Genomic DNA, 18,104 nt, shown 5'->3' with positions numbered 1-18,104 from the left:
CTTCCGGCGAGCCGAGGAGGTGGCCGCGGTGCCACGCTGCACCCTGGCGACGATCGCCCGCGAGGCGAACGTATCCGTGCCGACCGTTTCCAAGGTCCTCAACGGACACAGCGACGTCGCCGCGCACACCCGCGCCATCATCGAGCGGCTGCTCACCGAGCACGGGTACCAGCGGCCGCGGTCGCCGCGGCGCAGCAACCGCCGCGGCGAGTTCATCGACCTGGTCATCAACGACCTGGACAGCAACTGGGGCCTGGCGATACTGACCGGCGTCGAGCAGGTGGCCGAGGAGGCCGGGCTCACCCTGGCGGTCTCGGCGGTGCACAACCGGGCCAGCCTGACCCGGCGCTGGCTCCAGTCGCTGCTGTCCCGGGCGTCGCAGGGCGCCATCCTGGTCCTGTCCGATCTCGACGAGGCCCAGCGCGCCGAGCTGGCCCGGCGCACGCTGCCGTTCGTCCTCGTCGACGGGGTGTCCGCGCCGCCGCCGGACGTGCCGTCGGTCGGCGCGACGAACTTCGCCGGCGGGTTCGCGGCGACCGAGCACCTGATCGGCCTCGGACACACCCGGATCGCGGCGATCGGCGGCCCGGAGTCCCTGCTCTGCACCCGGGCCCGGGTGGCCGGCTACCGGTCCGCGCTCGAGGCCTCCGGGCTGCGCGCGCACCGGGACCTGGTCCGCTACGCGCCGTTCCACCACGACGGCGGCCTGGACGCGGCCCGGCGGCTGTTCGCGCTGGCCGAACCGCCGACGGCGATCTTCGCGGGCAGCGACCACCTGGCCACCGGCGTCTACTCGGCCGCCCGGGCGCGCGGGCTGCGGATACCCGAGCAGTGCAGCGTGGTCGGCTTCGACGACCTGAACTTCACGCCGTGGATGGCGCCGGCGCTGACCACCGTGCGCCAGCCGCTGCGTGAGATGGGTGTCGCGGCCGCCCGCATGCTGCTGCGGGTGATCAACGGCGAGCGGCTGGACAGCCATCGGATCGAACTGGCGACCGCGCTGGTGATCAGGGAGAGCAGCGGGCCCCGGGCTCCGCACTGAGCTCCGCGCTGAGTGCGCGCAGCGCCTCGAGCCCCGGCAGCAGGAAGTACTCGCCGCCGCGGCACGTCACCAGCGGCCCGGGCACGTTCACGTACGCCGGCGGCGACCCCGTCAGCAGGATCCGGGCGCCGGGCCCGCCGGCCGTGGTGAAGACGTCCTGCTCGGCGCCGCGCCCGAAGACGTTGCCGTCGGAGAGCCACTCGGTCTGCGCGAACTCGAACTGCCGGCCGAGGTCGCCGACGAGGGCGAGGAAGAGCAGCCCGCGCTCCTGTCCGTCGTCGCTCGCGCCCGGCGGCAGGTAGGGCCCGTACGGGATGCCGCGGCGCAGCATCAGGTGCCGGCGGGTGAGCTCCCGCCCGCCGGGCAGCGAGTCGCGGGGGTTGGCCCGCCGCACGTGCGAGCCGGCGGGGCACGGCGAGAGCATCGCGCCGTCGCGACGGCGGCCGACCAGCCCGGCGGCGACGCCGTCCGCGCCGTCGGCGAACGGACCGGCGGCGGCCTCGGTCATCGCCCGGAACGCGGGCACGTCCTGCTCGAGCTTGCGGTACACCAGGAAGCTGCCGTTGCGGGTGAGCGCGGCCGGCAGGTCGCGGCCGGCGATGTCGCCGTCCACATCGGGCAGGCCGAGCACGAACTCGCCGGGCGGCAGCACCTCGCCGGAGCCGTCACGGCCGTAGCCCGCGATCCGCGGCTGGGACAGCCCGTCGGCGAATCCGAAGTGCTCGATGAAGGTGCGGCCCGGTCCGGGCATCCGCCGGCCGCGCTGCTCGCCGACGACGCGCACGCCGCCGCCGTCGGTGGCGTCGCGCCGCAGCCGGCTCAGCAACGGTTCCAGCTCGGCGTCGCCGGTCGCGGAGAGCAGCAGGACCACGTCGACCGCGCCGGCGCCGTCGAACGGCCCACGCCACGGCCCGGTGCCGCGCCCCGGCGACAGCCTGTCCTCCCGGGCGTACATGCCCTCGCGGAACTCCTCGGGCAGCCCGGCGAGCTCCGCCTCCGGCACGCCGAGCCGGGCCAGTCCGGAGTGGCTGATGCCGACGTGCAGTGCCCGGCCCGGCCGGTCGGGCAGGTCCGCGGCCGACGTGACCTCGGACGCCACCGCGCCGAGCCAGCGCCGCGCGAGCGGCCCGGAGGTGATCCGCAGGTGGAGATGGGCCGCGACGGCGTGGTCGCCGTAGCCGCGCAGCACCAGGCCCTGCACCTCGGCGGGGTCGAGCCCGGGCGGCGGCGCCTCGGTGGCCGCCCGCGTCGCGGGCGGCGGGGTCGCCGTGCGGAAGCGGCGCAGCAGGGCGTCGTCGGAGACGTCGGAGGCGGTGGCGGCGAAGGCGGCGAGCTGGCGGCGGAGCAGGACCGCGTCGCGGATCTCCGTGACGGTCCCGTCGGGCGCGCCGGCGAACGTGTAGTTCGCCCGCAGGGCGCGGCGCCGGAAGAAGTCGGTGAACGGCTCCTCCTCGCCGTGCCCGGGGTAGCCGGTGCAGTCGCCCCAGACCGCGTCGGCGTCCGGGCCGAGGTCGCGCAGCCGCCGGAAGAACTCCGCCGGGTCGCCGTCGACCGTCGCGGTCATCATCAGGTACGGATGTGGCAGGTCGTCCGGGCGCGGCCCCCGCCCGAAGTGCGCGACCAGGTCGAGCAGCCGCGCACGCCGGCTCAGCCGGGCCGGCCGCTCCTGGCGCACCGCGTGTTCGATCACGATCAGCCGGGCGAAGTGGACACCCGGCAGCCGGGCGAAGGGACTGTCCTTCTCGTACGCCCGCAGCCGCTCGCGCACCTCCGAGGCGCGGCCGTCGGCGATGCGGGCGAACACGGTGACCGACCGGGTGCGGGTCCGGTGTCCGATGCTCATGATCCGGCCTCCCAGCTGTACAGGTCCTCCTGGACCTCGTCGAGGAACCGGCGCCACGCCTCCGGAAACGCCTCCGGCGCGGTGTCGCCGACGTGGCGTTCGAACGCGTCGCGGACCCGCAGCGCGGCGGCGATCTCGGTGACGCCGGCATCCGGGTACGCGGAGTAGTAGTGGTCGACCGGCAGGTCGTTGGCGGCGATGTAGCGGCGGAACGGCTCCGGCGGCAGCGCGCCGGGGAACCCGAACGACCAGCCCCAGATCAGCGCCATCCGCTTCGGGATCCGGATCGAGAACGCGTCGATGTACTTGCTCCAGGCGCCGTTGAAGTCGCTGCGGAACAACAGGTACGCGTACCGGGAGCGGCGCCGCTGGCCCGGGAACCGGGAGATCACCGACCAGTGCGCGAAGTGGATGAACGACAGCTGCCTGAGGTCCTTCGGCGCGCCCATCAGGTGCCGCACGAAGAGCAGGCCGCGCAGCAGCCAGGTCCACCGGCGCGGCATCGGGCTGAGAACGGTCAGCGGAGTGCCGCGGCCGCCGACCGGGGCCAGATAGGAGCCGTCCCGCGGCTGGCCGACGGGCGGGGTACCGGTTGTCTCGATCATGATCATGACCCTTCGGGAAAGATCAGCTGCGCCGATTCTGTGCGGTAGCCTCGCGCTCCCGGGCACGGGAATACACTCGGCCGATGATGCTCGGACGGACCGCCGAACGTGCATTGATCGACGCTCTTCTGACAGGTGCGCGGGGCGGTCGCAGCGACGCGCTGGTGATCACCGGCGAGCCGGGCATCGGCAAGACCACCCTGATCGGCTACGCGATCGAGCAGGCCGCCGGCATGCGGGTGCTGACCGCGCGCGGCTACGAGGACGAGTCGGAGATACCGTTCGCCGGCCTGGCCGACCTGCTGCGCCCGGTCCTCGACGGCCTGGACGGGCTGCCCGGCCCGCAGGCCGCCGCGCTGCGCAGCGCGCTGGCCCTCGGTCCGCCGGTGGCCGGCGACCGGTTCACCGTGTGCGCCGCCACCGTCGGCATCCTGGCGGCCGCCGCTGAGACCTCCCCGCTGCTGATCGTCGTGGACGATCTCCAGTGGCTGGACGCCTCCTCCCGCGAGGCGGTGCTCTTCGCGGGCCGCCGCCTGCACGCCGACGGCATCGCCCTGCTGGTCGCGACGCGCAACCCGGCCGACGCCGCCGACCTGCGCGCGTCGCATGTGGCGCTGGCCGGCCTCTCGGTCGACGACGTGGACGAGCTGTGCCGGTCCACCCTGCCCGCAGCGCCGCCCGGCGCCGCCGCGCGGCTGCACGCCGCGACCGCCGGCAACCCGCTCGGCGTCATCGAGCTGAGCCGCGAGCGGCCGGACCACCAGGACGCCGGCGTGGCCGCGCCGTACGTGCCGCCGGGCTCGCGGATCGAGCGCGCGCTCCAGTCCCGGCTCGCCGAGCTCCCCGGCGACACCCGCCGCGCCCTGGTGCTGGCCGCGGCCGCGGTCGGCGGCGACACCGGCATCCTGCTGCTCGCCGCGGAGGCGTCCGGTCTGCACCTGCGCGACTTCGCGCCCGCCGAGACCCAGGACCTGATCACCATCGACGACCGGCGCACCGAGTTCCGGCACCCGCTGCTGCGCTCGGTCGTCTACCACGCCGCCACAATGGACGATCGCTGCGCCGCACACAACGCGCTGGCGGCCGTGCTCGCCGACATACCCGGCGACGCGGCCGCCGACGCGCGCGCCTGGCACCTCGCCGCCGCAACGCTCTCCCCCGATGAAGACGTGGCAACGTTGCTGCAGGAGGCGGCGCTGCGGGCCAGCAGCCGCGCCGGGTATGTGGGGGCGGCCCGCGCGTTCGGGCAGGCCGCCCGGCTCAGCCGCGGGCCGGACCGGGCACGCCGGCTGCTGCGCGCGGCGCGCTGCTGGCAGCTCGCCGGGCGCAACGACCAGGTGCTTCCGCTGCTCGACGAGGCGCTGCCGCTGACCACCGAGCCGAGCCGGCGCGCCCTGATCCAGCACATGAGCGCCTACGTCCGGATGTGGCGCGAGCGCCCCGACGGCGTACTGGAGTTCCTGGTCGCCAGCGCGGAGGCGGTCGAGGAGGCCGACCCCGGCCGGGCCGCGCTGATGTACACCGACGCCTGCATCCCGTACTTCATGGTCGGCGACATCGAGCAGCTCCAGGCCGTGGTCCGCCGCGGCCACGAGCTGGCCGCGCGGGCCGGCGGCCCGCCCCAGCTTGTCGCGGCGGTCGCCCTGGCCGGCGGCCTCACCCTGGCGGGCGAGCGCGGCGCGGCGGACGCGCTGCTGCGACGCTGCCATCCCGACCTGATGCGGGCCGATCCCCTGGTACGCGCACAGGACCTCTGCCACGCCGCGCTCACCTGGATCTGGCTGGAGGGTTTCGACGCCGCCGGCGAGCTGCTCGACCGGGTCATCGCCGCCGCACGGTCCGCCGGCGCGCTCGGCGTGCTGCCGCAGGCCCTCGGCATCTCCTCGGAGCTGCACTTCCGGGTCGGCGACTGGCACGACGCCCGGGCCAGCGCCGCGGAGAGCCTGCGCCTGGCGAGCGAGACCCGCCAGGCGGACCTCTACGGGCTGTTCTTCAACGGCCGCCTCGACGCGGTCCAGGGCCGCGCCGACGACTGCCGCCGCCGGGTCGAGCGGACCATCGCGGTGGCCGAGCGCCTCGGCGTCGACTGCATGGCCCTCTACACCGGTCACGAGCTGGGCCTGCTGGCACTGAGCCAGGGCGAGGCGGGCGAGGCGATCACCCACCTCGAGGCCGTGCGCGCGCTGCCCGTCGCCGCGCACATCCGGGACCCCGCCGTGGTGCCGTGGGTCTTCGACCTCGTGGAGGCGTACATCCGCGACGGCCGGCCGGACGCCGCGCGGGAGCTGCTCGACGCGCAGCAGGCCCGCCCGGGCGGCATGTGGGCCGACGCGGCCGCGGCCCGGTGCCGGGCGCTGCTTGCCCCGCCGGAGGAGATGGCCGCGGCGTTCAAGACCGCCCTGGAGTCGCTGGGCTGCGCGCTGATGCCGTTCGAGCGGGCCCGCACCGAGCTCTCGTACGGCGAGCGGCTGCGCCGGCAGCGGCAGCGGGCACAGGCCCGTAAGCACCTGCACGACGCCCTGGAGACCTTCACCCGGCTCGGCGCGCAGCCCTGGGCCGAGCGGGCCCGCTCCGAGCTCAGCGCCACCGGCACCACGGTCCGCCGCTCCGCGGACGCGCTGCCCCGGCTCACCCCGCAGGAGTTGCAGGTGGCGCTCGTGGTGGCCAGGGGTGCCACCAACCACGAGGCGGCGGCGACCCTGTTCCTCAGCCAGAAGACCATCGAGTACCACCTGAGCAACATCTACCGCAAGACGAACATCCGGTCCCGCACCGACCTCGCCGGCATCGCGGGCGCCGCCAAGGCCTGACGGGCCGGCTGCTAGTGCCACGCGTGCGCCCCGAGGCCGTGGCCCTCGAGCGAGACCCGCAGCTTGCGCAGCGAGCGCATCCGGGTCGGCCCGATGCTACCGATCGGGATGCCCTTGCGGCGGGCGAAATCGGCGTACGCGGGCGCGTCCTTGCCGCTCAGCGCCACCACCATCTCCCGGGCCGGCCCCGGCAGCGAGTTCACGTGCTGCCACAGCAGGTCGATCATCTGAGCGTCGACGGCGACGCGCTCCGGGTGCGGCGCCCGTTCGTCGTCGAGCTGCTCGGCCCGCAACTCCAGGCCCGGCACCTCCCGCCGCCCGGTCCGCATGTGCTTGAGGCACTCCCGCCGGGCGATCGTCGCCACCCACGACCCGATCCGGTCCGGCTCCCGCACCTCGCCGAGATGCTCGAACACCCGCAGCCAGGTGTTCTGCACGACGTCCTCGGCGTCGGCGTCCGGTAGCCGGAAGGACCGCACGGTCCACCAGACCAGCCGCTCGAACTGCCGCACGAACATGTCCGCCGCGTGCGTGTCGCCCGACTGCGCGTCGCGAACGGTCTCCCGGGTGCCGTCGTACTGGTCGATCGTCATGATCGCGCCTCCCCTGCGATCCTGGCCCCGCTCACCCGCCGAGGGAGCCGCTGGACCCGAATCACGTTAGGGATTCCGGACGCCCCTGAGATCCGGGCAGCACCCTGGGGTTGACGGCAGGACACCCTGGGGCCGGGGTGACCGGCGTCAGGGTCTGGCGGCTCTGGCGCGGGCGCGGTAGGCGGCGACCGCGACCCGGTTGGCGCAGGCGGTGCCGCAGAAGCGGCGGGAGCGGTTGCGGGTCAGGTCGAGCACGATGCCGTCGCAGTTCTCGCCGGCGCAGACCGACAGGCGGGACGTCTCGTCGGCGCGTACCAGGTCGGCCATGGCCATCGCCGTCTCCACCATGACGCGCCGCACCAGGGGTTCGCCGGCCGCCACGGCGTGGATGTGCCAGTCGATGCCGTCGTGCCGGATCAGCTGGGGCACGGCACCGGCCCGCGCCAGCATCCGATTGATCATCTCGGCGGCGGCGTCGCGGTCCGCGGTGAGCAGCGCGCGCAGCTCCGGGCGGGCGGCCCGCAGCTCGGCCAGCTCCGCCGCGTCGCGGGCGCGGTGGCCGGTGTAGCGGTGCTTGGCGTACCAGGCGTCGACCCACGCCGTCGAGGTCAGGGTGTCCGGTTCCGCGCCGCTGTTGACCAGCTCGACGGCCGCCTGGAGCGCGGCCTCTGTGTCATGGGCGATAACCACCTTGACACCTTACGACGGTCTCCCTAGCGTCACCACCTATGACCCAGTTAGCCAATGACAGGCCCGTCCTCCCGGCCGCGCCCGGCATCGGCGGCGGGGTGCTGCTCGCCATCGTCTCCGCGACCGGTTTCGGCCTGTCCGGGCCGCTGGCCACCGGGCTGCTCGGCACCGGCTGGAGCCCCGGCGCGATCGTGCTCGGCCGGATGGCGATCGCCGCGCTCGCGCTGGCGCCCTTCACCCTCGCCGCGCTGCGCGGCCGGTGGCATCTGCTGCGGCGCCAGGCCGGGCAGGTCCTGATGTACGGCACGCTCGCCGTCGCGGGCGCCCAGTTCTGCTACTTCTCCGCGGTCGCCACCATGGACGTCGCGCCCGCCCTGCTCATCGAGTACACGGCGCCGGCCGCCGTGGTCGGCTGGCTCTGGCTGCGGCGCGGGCAGCGGCCCAGCCCGCTGACCGTTGTCGGTGCCGTCGTCGCCGCGGCGGGCCTGGTGCTCGTGCTCGACCTGGCCTCCGGCGCCGATCTGGCCTGGTCGGGCGTCGCCTGGGCGCTGGGCGCGATGATCGGCGCGACGGCGTACTTCCTGATCTCGGCCGACACCGACAGCGGCCTGCCGCCGCTGGCCCTGGCCGGCACCGGGCTCACGGTCGGCACGCTCGTGCTGCTCGCCTTCGCCGCGACCGGCCTGCTGCCGATGCACGCCTCCACCGCCGCCGCGGAGTACTCGTTCGGCAGCCCGCCCTGGTGGGTGCCGATGGCCCTGCTCGGCCTGGTCACCGCGGCAATGCCCTACGCGACCGGCATCGCCGCCAGCCGCCGGCTGGGCTCCCGGGTGGCGTCGTTCGTCGCCCTGCTCGAGGTGGTCGCCGCGGTTCTGTTCGCCTGGCTGCTGGTCTCCCAGCTGCCCGGCCTGACCCAGCTCGCCGGCGGCGTCCTGATCATCGGCGGGGTGGTGACGGTCCGCCTCGGCGACCGCGAGCTCAGCTGACCAGGTCCTTGTGGAACACCAGGAAGTCGCAGGGCGTCGCCAGGCGCGGCACCAGCCGCGGGTACTGCTCGGCGAGGTCGCCCTTGCCGACCACCCGGTAGCCGATCCGGGTGTACCAGTCGTACAGGAACCGCTTCACCGGGTGAGTCCAGGACTGCGGGACCAGCAGCTCCATCCGCATGGTCACGATGCCCTGCGCGCGGGCCCAGCTCTCGGCGTACCCGATGAGGTCCCGTCCGATGCCGGCGCCGCGCCGCTCGGGGTGAGCGACGAGCATGCCGAGCTCGCCCTCGCCGGTCGGCAGGCGCCGCAGGCGCGCCACCCCCGCCAGGCCGTCGCCCGAGCGGGCCACCAGCAGCTCGCCGGCCGCGATGATCGAGGCGACCTCGGCCGGCGACGTCCGCTCGGTGCCCTCGATCCAGATGCCCTCCTCGGCGGCCGCGTAGACGACGTTGACCAGGTCGGTGACCGTGGCGACGAACTCGGCGTCGGCTGATCCGGCCGACGGGTGGAAGGAGATCATGTGCCAGGTTCTAGCACGCCGGGCGCGACGGTCAGGGTGCCCGCCGCCGTGTCGATCGTGGCTCTCGTGCCGAGCGGCACGGTGAGCTGGCCGTTGCCGTGGCCGACGCGCAGCCCGCCGAGCACCGGCACGCCCAGGTCGCCGACCCGGTCCTGCACCGCGGTGGCCGCGTTCCACGTGCCGGAGTTCGCCGCGCTGGTGAACTGGCCGATCGCGATGCCGGCGATCCCGTCCAGCGCGCCCGCGCGCCGCAGCTGGGTGAGCATCCGGTCGTAGCTGTACGCCGCCTCGTCCACGTCCTCGAAGAGCAGGATCGCGCCATCGAGGTCGGGCAGGTCGCGGGTGCCGATGGCGGTCTGGAGCATCGTCAGGTTGCCGCCGAGCAGCCGCCCGGTCGCCGTGCCGGGCACCAGCACCGCGGCGCTCGGCTCGGCGGGGTCGCGGGTCAGCACGACGGGCTCGGTGGTCATGATCGCCTTGCGCAGCGACTCGATCTCCACCGGGCCGGTGCGGGAGTCCGTCCAGTTCACCATCGGGCCGTAGAAGGTCACCAGCCGCGCGCCCTGCCAGAGGCGGCCCATCAGCGAGGTGAGGTCGCTGAAGCCCACGAAGACCCGCGGGTCGCGGCGCACGGCGGAGAGGTCCAGCCGGTCGACGACGCGCTGGGTGCCGTATCCGCCGCGGGCGGCGAAGACGCCGCGGACGCCCGGGTCGGCGAAGGCCGCGTTGAGGTCCGCCAGCCGGTCCTCGTCGGTGCCGGCCAGGTAGCCGTACCTGTCGTTGACGTGGGCACCGACCTCGACGACGAGGCCGAAGCTCGACAGGATCTCGATCCCGCGGGCGAGGCGGGTGTCCGGCGGGTAGGCCGGGGCGATCACGCGCACCCGGTCGCCGGGGCGCAGCATCGGCGGCCTCACGGTCCGGCGGGGCGCGGCCCGCGCGGGGGCGGCACCGGCGACGAGGGTGCCTCCGCCGGCGGCAGCGGCGGCACCGAGCAGGGTACGGCGGGTCAGCCTCATCATCGCGACGTTTGTCGCGCACCACCGCGGTAGTCAAGAGCATCGATGAGATGCGACACTCCCGCTACGCCAGGGCGACGGTGAGCAGCAGCAGCCACTGCGGGTCGCGGAGGCGGTCGCCGTACAGCTCGCGCACCCGGGTCATGCGGTAGCGCACGGTCTGCGGGTGCACGAAGAGCGCCGCCGCCACCTCGTCGCGGCGCCCGTGGTGCAGCAGCCAGCCGCGCAGCGTCTCGGCGAGCTTGGCGGCCGTCGGCGCGCGCTCACCGGCGAGCGGGGCCAGGGCCTTCTCCCGCAGGTCGGCGAGGGCCTGTGGGTCGGCGTTGAGCACCAGCGAGACCAGGTGATCCTCGGTGTCCACCGCCGCCGCCCCGTCGCCGGGCGCGAACCGGGCGGTGCGCACGGCGCGGGCGAGCGACTCCCGGACCCGCAGCCACGGCCGCGACGGTCCGACGACCGCGCCGCGGCCCGCCAGCAGCCGCATCAGGTGTGCCCGGGACACGCCGTGCGCGTCCGGCACGAGCAGCACGGACGTCTCCTCCGGGCCGCCCTCGGCCGCCTGGAGGGTGCGGGCGTCGAGCAGTTCCAGGGCCGCGCGCGCGGCGGGCTCGGGCACCAGCACCGCGGTCAGGGTCTGCGGCGGCGCCCATTCGGCGCGATCGGCGGCCGCGATGGCCAGGTGCTCGGACTCGCCGGCCAGCAGCGCCTGCGCGAGCAGCTCCAGGTGCCGGCGGCGGGCCCGGCCGGAGGTGGCCAGCTCGTCGGCGTGCCCGGCGACGCTCGCCGCCGACAGCTCGTCGATGTAGGCGAAGACCAGCTCGGCGAAGTGCGCGATCGTCACGGAGTCCTCGCCGCCCCGGACGCTGATCGCGGCCAGCTCCCGCCAGGCCACCCGGGCGCCGAGCCGGTACGCCGCGAGCAGGGCGTCCAGGCTGCGCCCGTTGCGCGCCTCGCCCCGGCCGAGCGCGTACGCGGCCTCCAGCGCCGGGGTCAGCGGCGAGCCCTGCGCCGCGCGGGCCGGCCGGGACACCAGGTTCAGGAACGTGCCGAGTGCCGCCTGGACCGCCTTCTCGATCCGCGGGCCGAGTGTCCCGCTGAACGCCTCCGCGTACGCGGGCACACCCTGGGTGATCGCCTCGACCGTCTGGGCGGCGACGGCGGGCAGGGCGTGTCTGAGAGGTGTGACCGCTTCAGCGGACAGCCGGAAGTATTGATCATCGCTCACGCTGGCCTCCACTTGTTCGCTGCGAACAATAACGCGGACCCGATTCACGTAGATCAGGTCAGGCGATTACCCCGGAAACCCCGCACCCTTGTGGCATGGCCGTGAACCAGACACTGCGATCCGGCGCGTGGCGCGTCGTCGAACTGCTGACGACGCCCCTGGTGCCGACCGACTACCTCGACGTGGTCGCGCCGCTGCGCAACGCCCGGGTGCTGCGCGCGCGGATCGTGGCCGTCCGGCCCGAGACCCGCGACAGCGTGACCCTGGTGCTGCGCCCCGGCCGCGGCTGGCGGCCGCACGAGCCCGGCCAGTACGTGCGGATCGGCGTCGACGTCGACGGCGTGCGGCTGTGGCGCGCGTACTCCGTCACCTGCGCGCCCGGCGGGCTGTCGGTGACCGTCAACGCCGTCCGGGACGGCGCGGTCAGCAACCACCTGATCCGCAACGCCCGGGCCGGGATGATCGTGCACCTGGACCACCCGGCCGGCGACTTCACGCTGCCGGCCACCCGCCCCGGCCGGGTGCTGTTCGTGACCGCCGGCAGCGGCATCACCCCGGTCATGGGCATGCTGCGCAGCGCCCTGCACGAGCTGAGCGACGTGGTCGTCGTCCACTCGGCGCCGGAGCGCGACGCCGTCGTCTTCGGCGACGAGCTGCGCACCCTGGCCGCCGACGGCCGCATCCGGCTGATCGAGCGGCACACTCGCACCGGCGGCCGGATCACCCCGGCGGAGCTGGCCGAGCTCGTTCCCGACCTGTTCGAGCGGCACACCTGGGCCTGCGGGCCGAACGAGATGCTCGACGACCTCGGCGCGCACTGGGCCCGCGCGGGCGCCGAGGAGCTGCTGCACGTCGAGCGCTTCCGGCCGACCGTGATCGCGGCCGGCGACGGCGGCAAGGTCACCTTCGGCCGGTCCGGGACCGTGGTGCAGGCCGCCGGCGACGTGCCGATCCTGGAGGCGGGCGAGGCGGCCGGCGTGCTGATGCCGTCCGGCTGCCGGATGGGCATCTGCTTCAGCTGCGTGCTGCCGATGACCGAGGGCGCCGTCCGCGACCTGCGCGACGGCTCGATCACCACCGCCGTCGAGGGCGACAACGTCAAGGTGCAGACCTGCGTCTCGGCCGCGGCCGGCCCCTGCCACCTCGACGTCTGAGACTCCCCCCGCTTCCCGCACCCGAAGAAAACCGAGGACCCCCCGTGACCACGTTGCAGCGCAAGAGCGTCAACCCGATCGCGCACCTGTCCGCCGACGACATCGAGGCCATCGGTCGCGAGCTCGACGCCATCCGGGACGAGATCGTGGCGAGCCGCGGTGAGCGCGACGCCGCGTACATCCGTCGCGTGATCAGCGTGCAGCGGCGCCTCGAGCTGGGCAGCCGCGCGGTCCTGCTCTTCTCGCTGTTCCCGCCGGCCTGGCTGATCGGCACGGCGGGCCTGTCGGTCGCCAAGATCCTCGAGAACATGGAGATCGGGCACAACGTCATGCACGGCCAGTGGGACTGGATGCGCGACCCGAAGATCCACTCGACCACCTGGGAGTGGGACAACGCGTCGCCGGCCGAGCAGTGGAAGCACTCGCACAACGAGCTGCACCACACCTACACCAACGTGGTCGGCAAGGACAACGACCTCGGCTACGGCATCATGCGCGTCGACGAGCAGCAGCCCTGGCACCCGGTCTACCTGGGACAGCCACTGTGGAACTTCGTCAACGCCTGCTTCTTCGAGTACGGCATCGCCGCGTACGACCTGGAGCTGGGCCGCAACCTCAAGAGCAAGAAGCGGCGCCGGTCGCCGGAGTTCAGGGCCCGGCTCAAGCAGGTCCGCCGCAAGATCGGCAAGCAGATGCTGAAGGACTACGTCGTGCACCCGGCGCTGTCGGCCGCGACCGGCTCCTTCCTGCACACCCTCGCCGCCAACGCCGTCGCCAACCTGGTCCGCAACCTCTGGACCCACTCGGTGATCATGTGCGGCCACTTCCCCAACGGCGTCGAGACGTTCGAGCGCAACTCGATCGAGGGCGAGACCCGCGGCGAGTGGTACCTGCGGCAGATGCTCGGCTCGGCCAACATCGACGGCAACCGCCTCATGCACATCATGACCGGCAACCTGTCGTACCAGATCGAGCACCACCTCTTCCCGGACCTGCCGAGCAACCGCTACCAGGAGATCGCGCCGAAGATCCGCGACCTGTTCGACCGCTACGGCCTCAACTACGTCAGCGGCCCGATGCCGAAGCAGGTCGGCTCGGCCTGGGCCAAGGTCTTCCGGCTCTCGCTGCCCAACCGCGGCGCCGCCAAGATCGCCGCGGCCGCTCCCCGGCCGGTCAGCGGCCGCAAGCAGCAGCCCGCCACCCGCTGGCAGCGCCCGGCGACGGACTCGGCCCCGGCGCACGCCGGCTCCTGACCCCCGCACCGCTTACGCTGGTGCGGTGGCAGAAGTGGTGCGCAACTGGGCGGGCAACATCACGTTCGGCGCGAGCCGGGTGCACCGGGATCTGACGGTGCCCCGGCTTCAGGAACTGGTCGCCGCCGGAGGGCCGCTACGGGTCCTGGGCAGCGGCCACTCCTTCAACCGGATGGCCGACACGACCGGCGACCTGGTCAGCCTCGACGGCCTGCCGCGGGTCGTGGAGATCGCGGCGGACCGCCGCAGCGTCCGGGTCGACGGCGGCATCCGCTACGGCGAGCTCGCCGTGCGGCTGCACGCCGAGGGCCTGGCGCTGCACAACATGGCGTCGCTGCCGCACATCTCGGTCGCCGGGGCGGTCGCCACCGCCACGCACGGCTCTGGCGTGCGCCACGGCAACCTGGCCACCGCCGTCGCGGCCCTCGAGCTGATCCGCGGCGACGGCGAGCTGGTGCCGCTGCGCCGCGGCGACGAGGGCTTCGACGGCGCCGTGGTCGGCCTCGGTGCCCTGGGAGTGGTCACGGAGCTGACCCTCGACGTGGTCCCGGCGTTCGAGGTCCGCCAGTACGTCTACGACGACCTGCCCCGCGCCAGCCTGGAGACGGACCTGCCGGAGATCCTCGGCGCCGGCTACAGCGTCAGCCTGTTCACCGACTGGGCGGGGCCGGACATCAACCACGCCTGGCTCAAGCACACCGAGCCGGTGCCGGACGGCCCGTGGTTCGGCGCGCGGCCCGCCGACGGCCCGCGCCACCCGGTGCCGGGCGTGCCGGCGGGCAACAGCACCGAGCAGTTCGGCGTGCCCGGCCCGTGGCACGCCCGGCTGCCGCACTTCCGGATGGAGTTCAGCCCGAGCACGGGCGCGGAGCTCCAGTCGGAGTGGATGGTCCCGCGCGAGCGGGCACTGGAGGCCATCGACGCGGTCGCCTCGGTGCGGGAGACGGTCGCGCCGGTCCTTCAGGTCAACGAGATCCGCACGGTGGCGGCGGACGACCTGTGGCTGAGCATGAACTACCACCGCGACAGCCTTGGCCTGCACTTCACCTGGATCGCCGACACGGCCGCGGTCCTACCGGCCGTCTCGGCGCTGGAGGAGCGGCTCGCGCCGCTCTCGGCCCGGCCGCACTGGGGCAAGGTCTTCACCCTGGACCCGGCCACCCTGCGGTCCCGCTACGAACGCTTCGACGACTTCCGGGCGCTGGTCGCCGGGTACGACCCGGGCGGCACCTTCCGCAACGCCTGGCTGGACGAGATCCTCGGCCCGCGATGAGCGACGACGCGAGCCGGCCGGCCCGGGTCGAGGACGTGCACGAGCTGGCCTCGGCCATGCCGCACGTCACCGTCGAGTACGGCTCCGGCGACAACCCGGTCTACCAGGTGGGCCGAAAGTCGTTCGTCTTCTTCCGCAACCCGCGGCCGGACGCGGTCGACCCCGCCACCGGGGAGCGCTACCCGGACGTCATCGTCTTCTGGGTGCCGTCGGACGCCGACAAGCAGGCCCTGGTACAGGACCGGTCGTCGCCGTTCTTCACCACCGCGCACTTCAACGGCCACCTGTCCGTTCTGCTGCGGGCCGCCCGCGTCGGCGAGCTCAGCCACGGTGAACTGGCCGAGGTGATCCAGGACGCCTGGCTGTCCCGGGCGTCCGCGCGCCGGGCGGCGGCGTGGCTCAGCGCGCACCCGCCGGCCTGACCCCGGGATACCGCGGTTCGCCTGCGCGCGGGTGCCCGGAGCGCGAGGATGGCACGATGACCACCTTCAAGGTCGGCTACTTCGTCGGTAGCCTCTCGTCGACGTCGATCAACCGCGAGCTGTCGAAGGCCCTGATCGCGCTCGCCCCGGACGACCTCGAGTTCACCGAGATCCCGATCCGCGAGCTGCCGCTCTACAGCCCGGACCACGACGCGGCGTACCCGCCCGAGGCCGTCGCCCTCAAGGAGGCGATCCAGCGGTCGCAGGCGATCCTCTTCGTCACCCCGGAGTACAACCGCTCCATACCGGGTGCCCTGAAGAACGCGATCGACTGGGCCTCCCGGCCGTGGGGCCAGAACTCCTTCGACCACGTGCCAACGGCCGTCATCGGCGCCTCCATCGGGGCGATCGGCACCGCGCTCGCGCAGCAGAGCCTGCGCGCCGTGCTGAGCTTCTGCAACGCCCGGCAGATGACCTCGCCGGAGGCGTACATCAAGTTCACGCCGGAGACCTTCCCCGGCGGCGGCCGGGTCGCGGACGAGTCCACCAAGACCTTCCTCGCCACCTACATGGCGGAGTTCCGCGACCACATCACCCGGGTGCTGACCGTACTGCCCCGGCACGACGCCGTGCGCACCTGAGCGGTCAGGCGCTCACCTCCAGCGTGCGGGCCGCGACCAGGGTGTCGCCGTCGAAGCCCTCCAGCCGGATCACCGCCGGGCCGTCGGCGGGCAGCGGCACCTGGAGCGTCGGCTTGGCGTCGGTGAGCGGGACCGACTTCACCGGCCGCTGGTTCACGTACACGTCGACGCTGGTCAGCGCCTCGGTGGTCAGCGAGAGCGCCACGCCGGCCGGGGTGCGCGGCCCCGCGTCCGCGTCGAGGCGCCGCGGCGTGCCGGCGGCCAGGATCGTGCCCGCCTTCGCCAGCAGGTCGGCGTTGCCCTCCAGCAGGTCCCGGCGGGTCATCCGGTGCAGCTCGTCCGGGCGTACCCCGAGGTCCTCCACCGGCTCGCCCGCGCGCCTGCCGACGCGCAGGCAGCGCCGCAGCGCCACCCGGAACTGCGCGCTCGCGGGCAGCCGCCGGAACGGGCCGTTCCGCCAGCCGTCCACGAGGTTCTGCTGGGTCCACACGTTCGCGCCGCCGGCGCCGGTTGCCTCGTCGATGCCGAGCACCGTGCCGATCTCGTGGTCCTGGAAGCCGGCGGAGAAGATGTCCGTCGCGCTGTAGCAGAGCGCGTCGGTGATCAGCACCACCGGGCCGTGGTAGACCTGCCCGACGCTGTTCACCACGTCGGCCGGGTACAGCGGCACCGCGCTGGAGTACTGCGCGCCGGTCTCGATGGCCTGGTCGACCGAGGCGCGCCAGTCGGCGAGGTCGTCGACGCTCGCGCAGAGCTGGCGGGTCGCGTCGGTGCTGATCAGCTGCATCGGCTCGGGCTGGATCCGGCGCGGGGTGAGGAACTGGAGCAGGAACTCCGCGGCCACCACGTAGCCGCCGCCGTTGCCGCGCACGTCCAGGATCAGGCCGTTCTTCGGCAGGGCGTCCAGCAGCCGGATCACCTCGTTCAGGAACGCCTCGATGCCCTGGTCCCGCATGTGGAACGTGAAGATCCGCAGGTGCCCGAAGGTGCCGGCGGGCGTGGTGACGACCCGGGCCCGCAGCTCGTCCGGGCGGGTCGTCGGGATCTCGCCCGCGGCGAGCTGCTCGGCGGTCGGCTCCGGCACGTCGCCGGCCTGCTCGGCGACCCGGCGCTCCTCGTCCACGGCGGCCGGCACGAAGAGCTGCTTCTTCGCCTGCCGGACCACCTCGGTGCGCAGGTCGAGCCCGACCAGGTGCGCCGACGGCACGGTCAGGCCGGCGAACGGGCCGGCGTCGGGCAGCGGCCCGTTGAGGTCGGCGCTGGTGTCGAAGACCCGCCAGTGCAGCCGGGTCTCGTGCGCGGTGCCGTCGACCAGGTAGCGCAGGTCGACCCAGTCCTCGTCCGGCACCGCGGAGAGCGCCAGCGTGCGCAGCGACATGCTCTCGCACCCGCGGGCGAGCCGGGCGTCGGCGTTGCTGCCGGCCTCGCGGTCGGCGTTGCGGGCCACCGCGAGCGCGATCGGCGCGCCGTTCCAGTGCGTGATCTCGGCGCCGTCCACCAGCTGCGGGTCGCCGGTGAGGTGTGGGAACGTCTTGGACACCAGGAATCCCGGCTTGCCGTCGCGCCAGAACTGTTCGAGCAGCACGCCGAGGAAGGCGAACGGGCCCTGGTACGGCCGCGGCAGCACGTAGTTGGTGTGCAGGTCGCGCAGCTCGATGAAGATCCGCAGCAGCTCGGCGTGGAACTGCGCGTCGGTCAGCCGGGCCAGCCGGTGACGCAGCAGCCGGAGCCGCTGGGAGGGCTCGATCGCGTACATGGCGCGCTTGTGCAGCAGGTGCACGTACACGGTGTCGATGAGCAGGGCGGCCTGGTCGAGTAGGAGCTGGCGGTCGGCGGCGGTCAGCGCCGACTGCTCGGCTGCCTGGCGGAACTGCGGCATCGTCCGCACCGCACCCAGGCCGTGGTCGGCCTCCAACTTGACTTCGGCCATGATCGACATAGTGCACCTCCGTAGCGACTGTGCGTGACGGTACGAGCCGGTGCTGTGCCGCACGAGACACCTGTCGGGCCTATGACTGGAGAAAG

At 73.9% G+C, this 18,104-nt stretch carries 16 protein-coding genes; 8 read left to right on the top strand and 8 right to left on the bottom strand.

Annotated elements, in window-relative coordinates:
* Window positions 1–28 precede the first annotated feature (28 nt).
* Window positions 29–1,042: a LacI family DNA-binding transcriptional regulator gene (locus BJ971_RS15365; protein ID WP_239087277.1), complete on the top strand. Its 1,014-nt coding sequence runs from the start codon at window positions 29–31 to the stop codon at window positions 1,040–1,042.
* Here the strand turns inward: BJ971_RS15365 and BJ971_RS15360 are convergent.
* Entirely contained in the window at window positions 1,008–2,885 is a 1,878-nt protein-coding gene (locus tag BJ971_RS15360; protein ID WP_184993676.1) for a Dyp-type peroxidase, read from the bottom strand. The genes BJ971_RS15365 and BJ971_RS15360 overlap by 35 nt on opposite strands.
* Window positions 2,882–3,490, bottom strand: a complete 609-nt coding sequence (locus tag BJ971_RS15355) for a hypothetical protein (protein WP_184993674.1) — start codon at window positions 3,488–3,490, stop codon at window positions 2,882–2,884. The genes BJ971_RS15360 and BJ971_RS15355 overlap by 4 nt, the downstream gene beginning before the upstream one ends.
* Before the next feature lie 83 nt (window positions 3,491–3,573).
* Here BJ971_RS15355 and BJ971_RS15350 point away from each other — a divergent pair, with 83 nt between their 5' ends.
* Window positions 3,574–6,300, top strand: coding sequence for a helix-turn-helix transcriptional regulator (locus BJ971_RS15350; protein WP_184993672.1), 2,727 nt, complete (start codon window positions 3,574–3,576; stop codon window positions 6,298–6,300).
* A gap of 11 nt (window positions 6,301–6,311) precedes the next feature.
* On the opposite strand, the gene BJ971_RS15345 is transcribed toward BJ971_RS15350, so the two are convergent.
* The gene (locus BJ971_RS15345) at window positions 6,312–6,893 is read right to left on the bottom strand and encodes an RNA polymerase sigma factor (protein ID WP_184993670.1); all 582 of its coding nucleotides are present in this window, start codon (window positions 6,891–6,893) and stop codon (window positions 6,312–6,314) included.
* Between the two features lie 147 nt (window positions 6,894–7,040).
* Window positions 7,041–7,583: a CGNR zinc finger domain-containing protein gene (locus BJ971_RS15340; RefSeq protein ID WP_184993668.1), complete on the bottom strand. Its 543-nt coding sequence runs from the start codon at window positions 7,581–7,583 to the stop codon at window positions 7,041–7,043.
* A gap of 38 nt (window positions 7,584–7,621) precedes the next feature.
* On the opposite strand from BJ971_RS15340, the gene BJ971_RS15335 reads away from it, so the two are divergent.
* Entirely contained in the window at window positions 7,622–8,569 is a 948-nt protein-coding gene (locus BJ971_RS15335; protein ID WP_184993665.1) for an EamA family transporter, read from the top strand.
* Here the strand turns inward: BJ971_RS15335 and BJ971_RS15330 are convergent.
* The 3 genes from BJ971_RS15330 to BJ971_RS15320 form a co-directional block, all read right to left on the bottom strand.
* A complete protein-coding gene (locus BJ971_RS15330) occupies window positions 8,562–9,092 on the bottom strand; it encodes a GNAT family N-acetyltransferase (RefSeq protein ID WP_184993663.1) in 531 nt (176 codons plus the stop codon). The two genes, BJ971_RS15335 and BJ971_RS15330, sit on opposite strands and share 8 nt — an antisense overlap.
* Window positions 9,089–9,997, bottom strand: coding sequence for a S66 peptidase family protein (locus BJ971_RS15325; RefSeq protein ID WP_239087312.1), 909 nt, complete (start codon window positions 9,995–9,997; stop codon window positions 9,089–9,091). Before BJ971_RS15325 ends, BJ971_RS15330 begins: the two co-directional genes overlap by 4 nt.
* A gap of 178 nt (window positions 9,998–10,175) precedes the next feature.
* A complete protein-coding gene (locus BJ971_RS15320) occupies window positions 10,176–11,336 on the bottom strand; it encodes a PucR family transcriptional regulator (RefSeq protein WP_239087278.1) in 1,161 nt (386 codons plus the stop codon).
* 95 nt (window positions 11,337–11,431) lie between these two features.
* Between BJ971_RS15320 and BJ971_RS15315 the strand changes: the two genes are divergently transcribed.
* Genes BJ971_RS15315 through BJ971_RS15295 form a run of 5 tightly spaced genes read left to right on the top strand, consistent with a single transcriptional unit; the run spans window position 11,432 to window position 16,079 of the window.
* Entirely contained in the window at window positions 11,432–12,490 is a 1,059-nt protein-coding gene (locus BJ971_RS15315; RefSeq protein ID WP_184993657.1) for a ferredoxin reductase, read from the top strand.
* Between the two features lie 44 nt (window positions 12,491–12,534).
* Entirely contained in the window at window positions 12,535–13,743 is a 1,209-nt protein-coding gene (locus BJ971_RS15310) for a fatty acid desaturase family protein (RefSeq protein ID WP_184993655.1), read from the top strand.
* A gap of 25 nt (window positions 13,744–13,768) precedes the next feature.
* Entirely contained in the window at window positions 13,769–15,016 is a 1,248-nt protein-coding gene (locus tag BJ971_RS15305) for a D-arabinono-1,4-lactone oxidase (protein WP_184993653.1), read from the top strand.
* On the top strand, window positions 15,013–15,438 hold the full coding sequence (locus BJ971_RS15300) for an MmcQ/YjbR family DNA-binding protein (protein ID WP_184993651.1): 426 nt from the start codon (window positions 15,013–15,015) through the stop codon (window positions 15,436–15,438). Before BJ971_RS15305 ends, BJ971_RS15300 begins: the two co-directional genes overlap by 4 nt.
* Before the next feature lie 56 nt (window positions 15,439–15,494).
* Entirely contained in the window at window positions 15,495–16,079 is a 585-nt protein-coding gene (locus BJ971_RS15295; protein ID WP_184993649.1) for an NADPH-dependent FMN reductase, read from the top strand.
* Window positions 16,080–16,083: 4 nt separating this feature from the next.
* Here the strand turns inward: BJ971_RS15295 and BJ971_RS15290 are convergent, their stop codons facing one another.
* Window positions 16,084–18,009, bottom strand: coding sequence for a S41 family peptidase (locus BJ971_RS15290; protein ID WP_184993647.1), 1,926 nt, complete (start codon window positions 18,007–18,009; stop codon window positions 16,084–16,086).
* Window positions 18,010–18,104 lie beyond the last annotated feature (95 nt).

It is taken from the genome of Amorphoplanes digitatis (assembly GCF_014205335.1).
Lineage (GTDB): Bacteria > Actinomycetota > Actinomycetes > Mycobacteriales > Micromonosporaceae > Actinoplanes > Actinoplanes digitatus.
This window is presented reverse-complemented; position numbering and strand designations above follow the sequence as displayed.

Excerpts from the sequence above, each read along its gene's own strand:
- BJ971_RS15325 (WP_239087312.1), bottom strand. The coding sequence starts at position 9,997 with ATGCTGCGCCCCGGCGACCGGGTGCGCGTGATCGCCCCGGCCTACCCG.
- BJ971_RS15290 (WP_184993647.1), bottom strand. The coding sequence starts at position 18,009 with ATGGCCGAAGTCAAGTTGGAGGCCGACCACGGCCTGGGTGCGGTGCGG.
- BJ971_RS15360 (WP_184993676.1), bottom strand. The coding sequence starts at position 2,885 with ATGAGCATCGGACACCGGACCCGCACCCGGTCGGTCACCGTGTTCGCC.
- BJ971_RS15315 (WP_184993657.1), top strand. The coding sequence starts at position 11,432 with ATGGCCGTGAACCAGACACTGCGATCCGGCGCGTGGCGCGTCGTCGAA.
- BJ971_RS15300 (WP_184993651.1), top strand. The coding sequence starts at position 15,013 with ATGAGCGACGACGCGAGCCGGCCGGCCCGGGTCGAGGACGTGCACGAG.
- BJ971_RS15355 (WP_184993674.1), bottom strand. The coding sequence starts at position 3,490 with ATGATCGAGACAACCGGTACCCCGCCCGTCGGCCAGCCGCGGGACGGC.
- BJ971_RS15295 (WP_184993649.1), top strand. The coding sequence starts at position 15,495 with ATGACCACCTTCAAGGTCGGCTACTTCGTCGGTAGCCTCTCGTCGACG.
- BJ971_RS15335 (WP_184993665.1), top strand. The coding sequence starts at position 7,622 with ATGACCCAGTTAGCCAATGACAGGCCCGTCCTCCCGGCCGCGCCCGGC.
- BJ971_RS15345 (WP_184993670.1), bottom strand. The coding sequence starts at position 6,893 with ATGACGATCGACCAGTACGACGGCACCCGGGAGACCGTTCGCGACGCG.
- BJ971_RS15350 (WP_184993672.1), top strand. The coding sequence starts at position 3,574 with ATGATGCTCGGACGGACCGCCGAACGTGCATTGATCGACGCTCTTCTG.
- BJ971_RS15330 (WP_184993663.1), bottom strand. The coding sequence starts at position 9,092 with ATGATCTCCTTCCACCCGTCGGCCGGATCAGCCGACGCCGAGTTCGTC.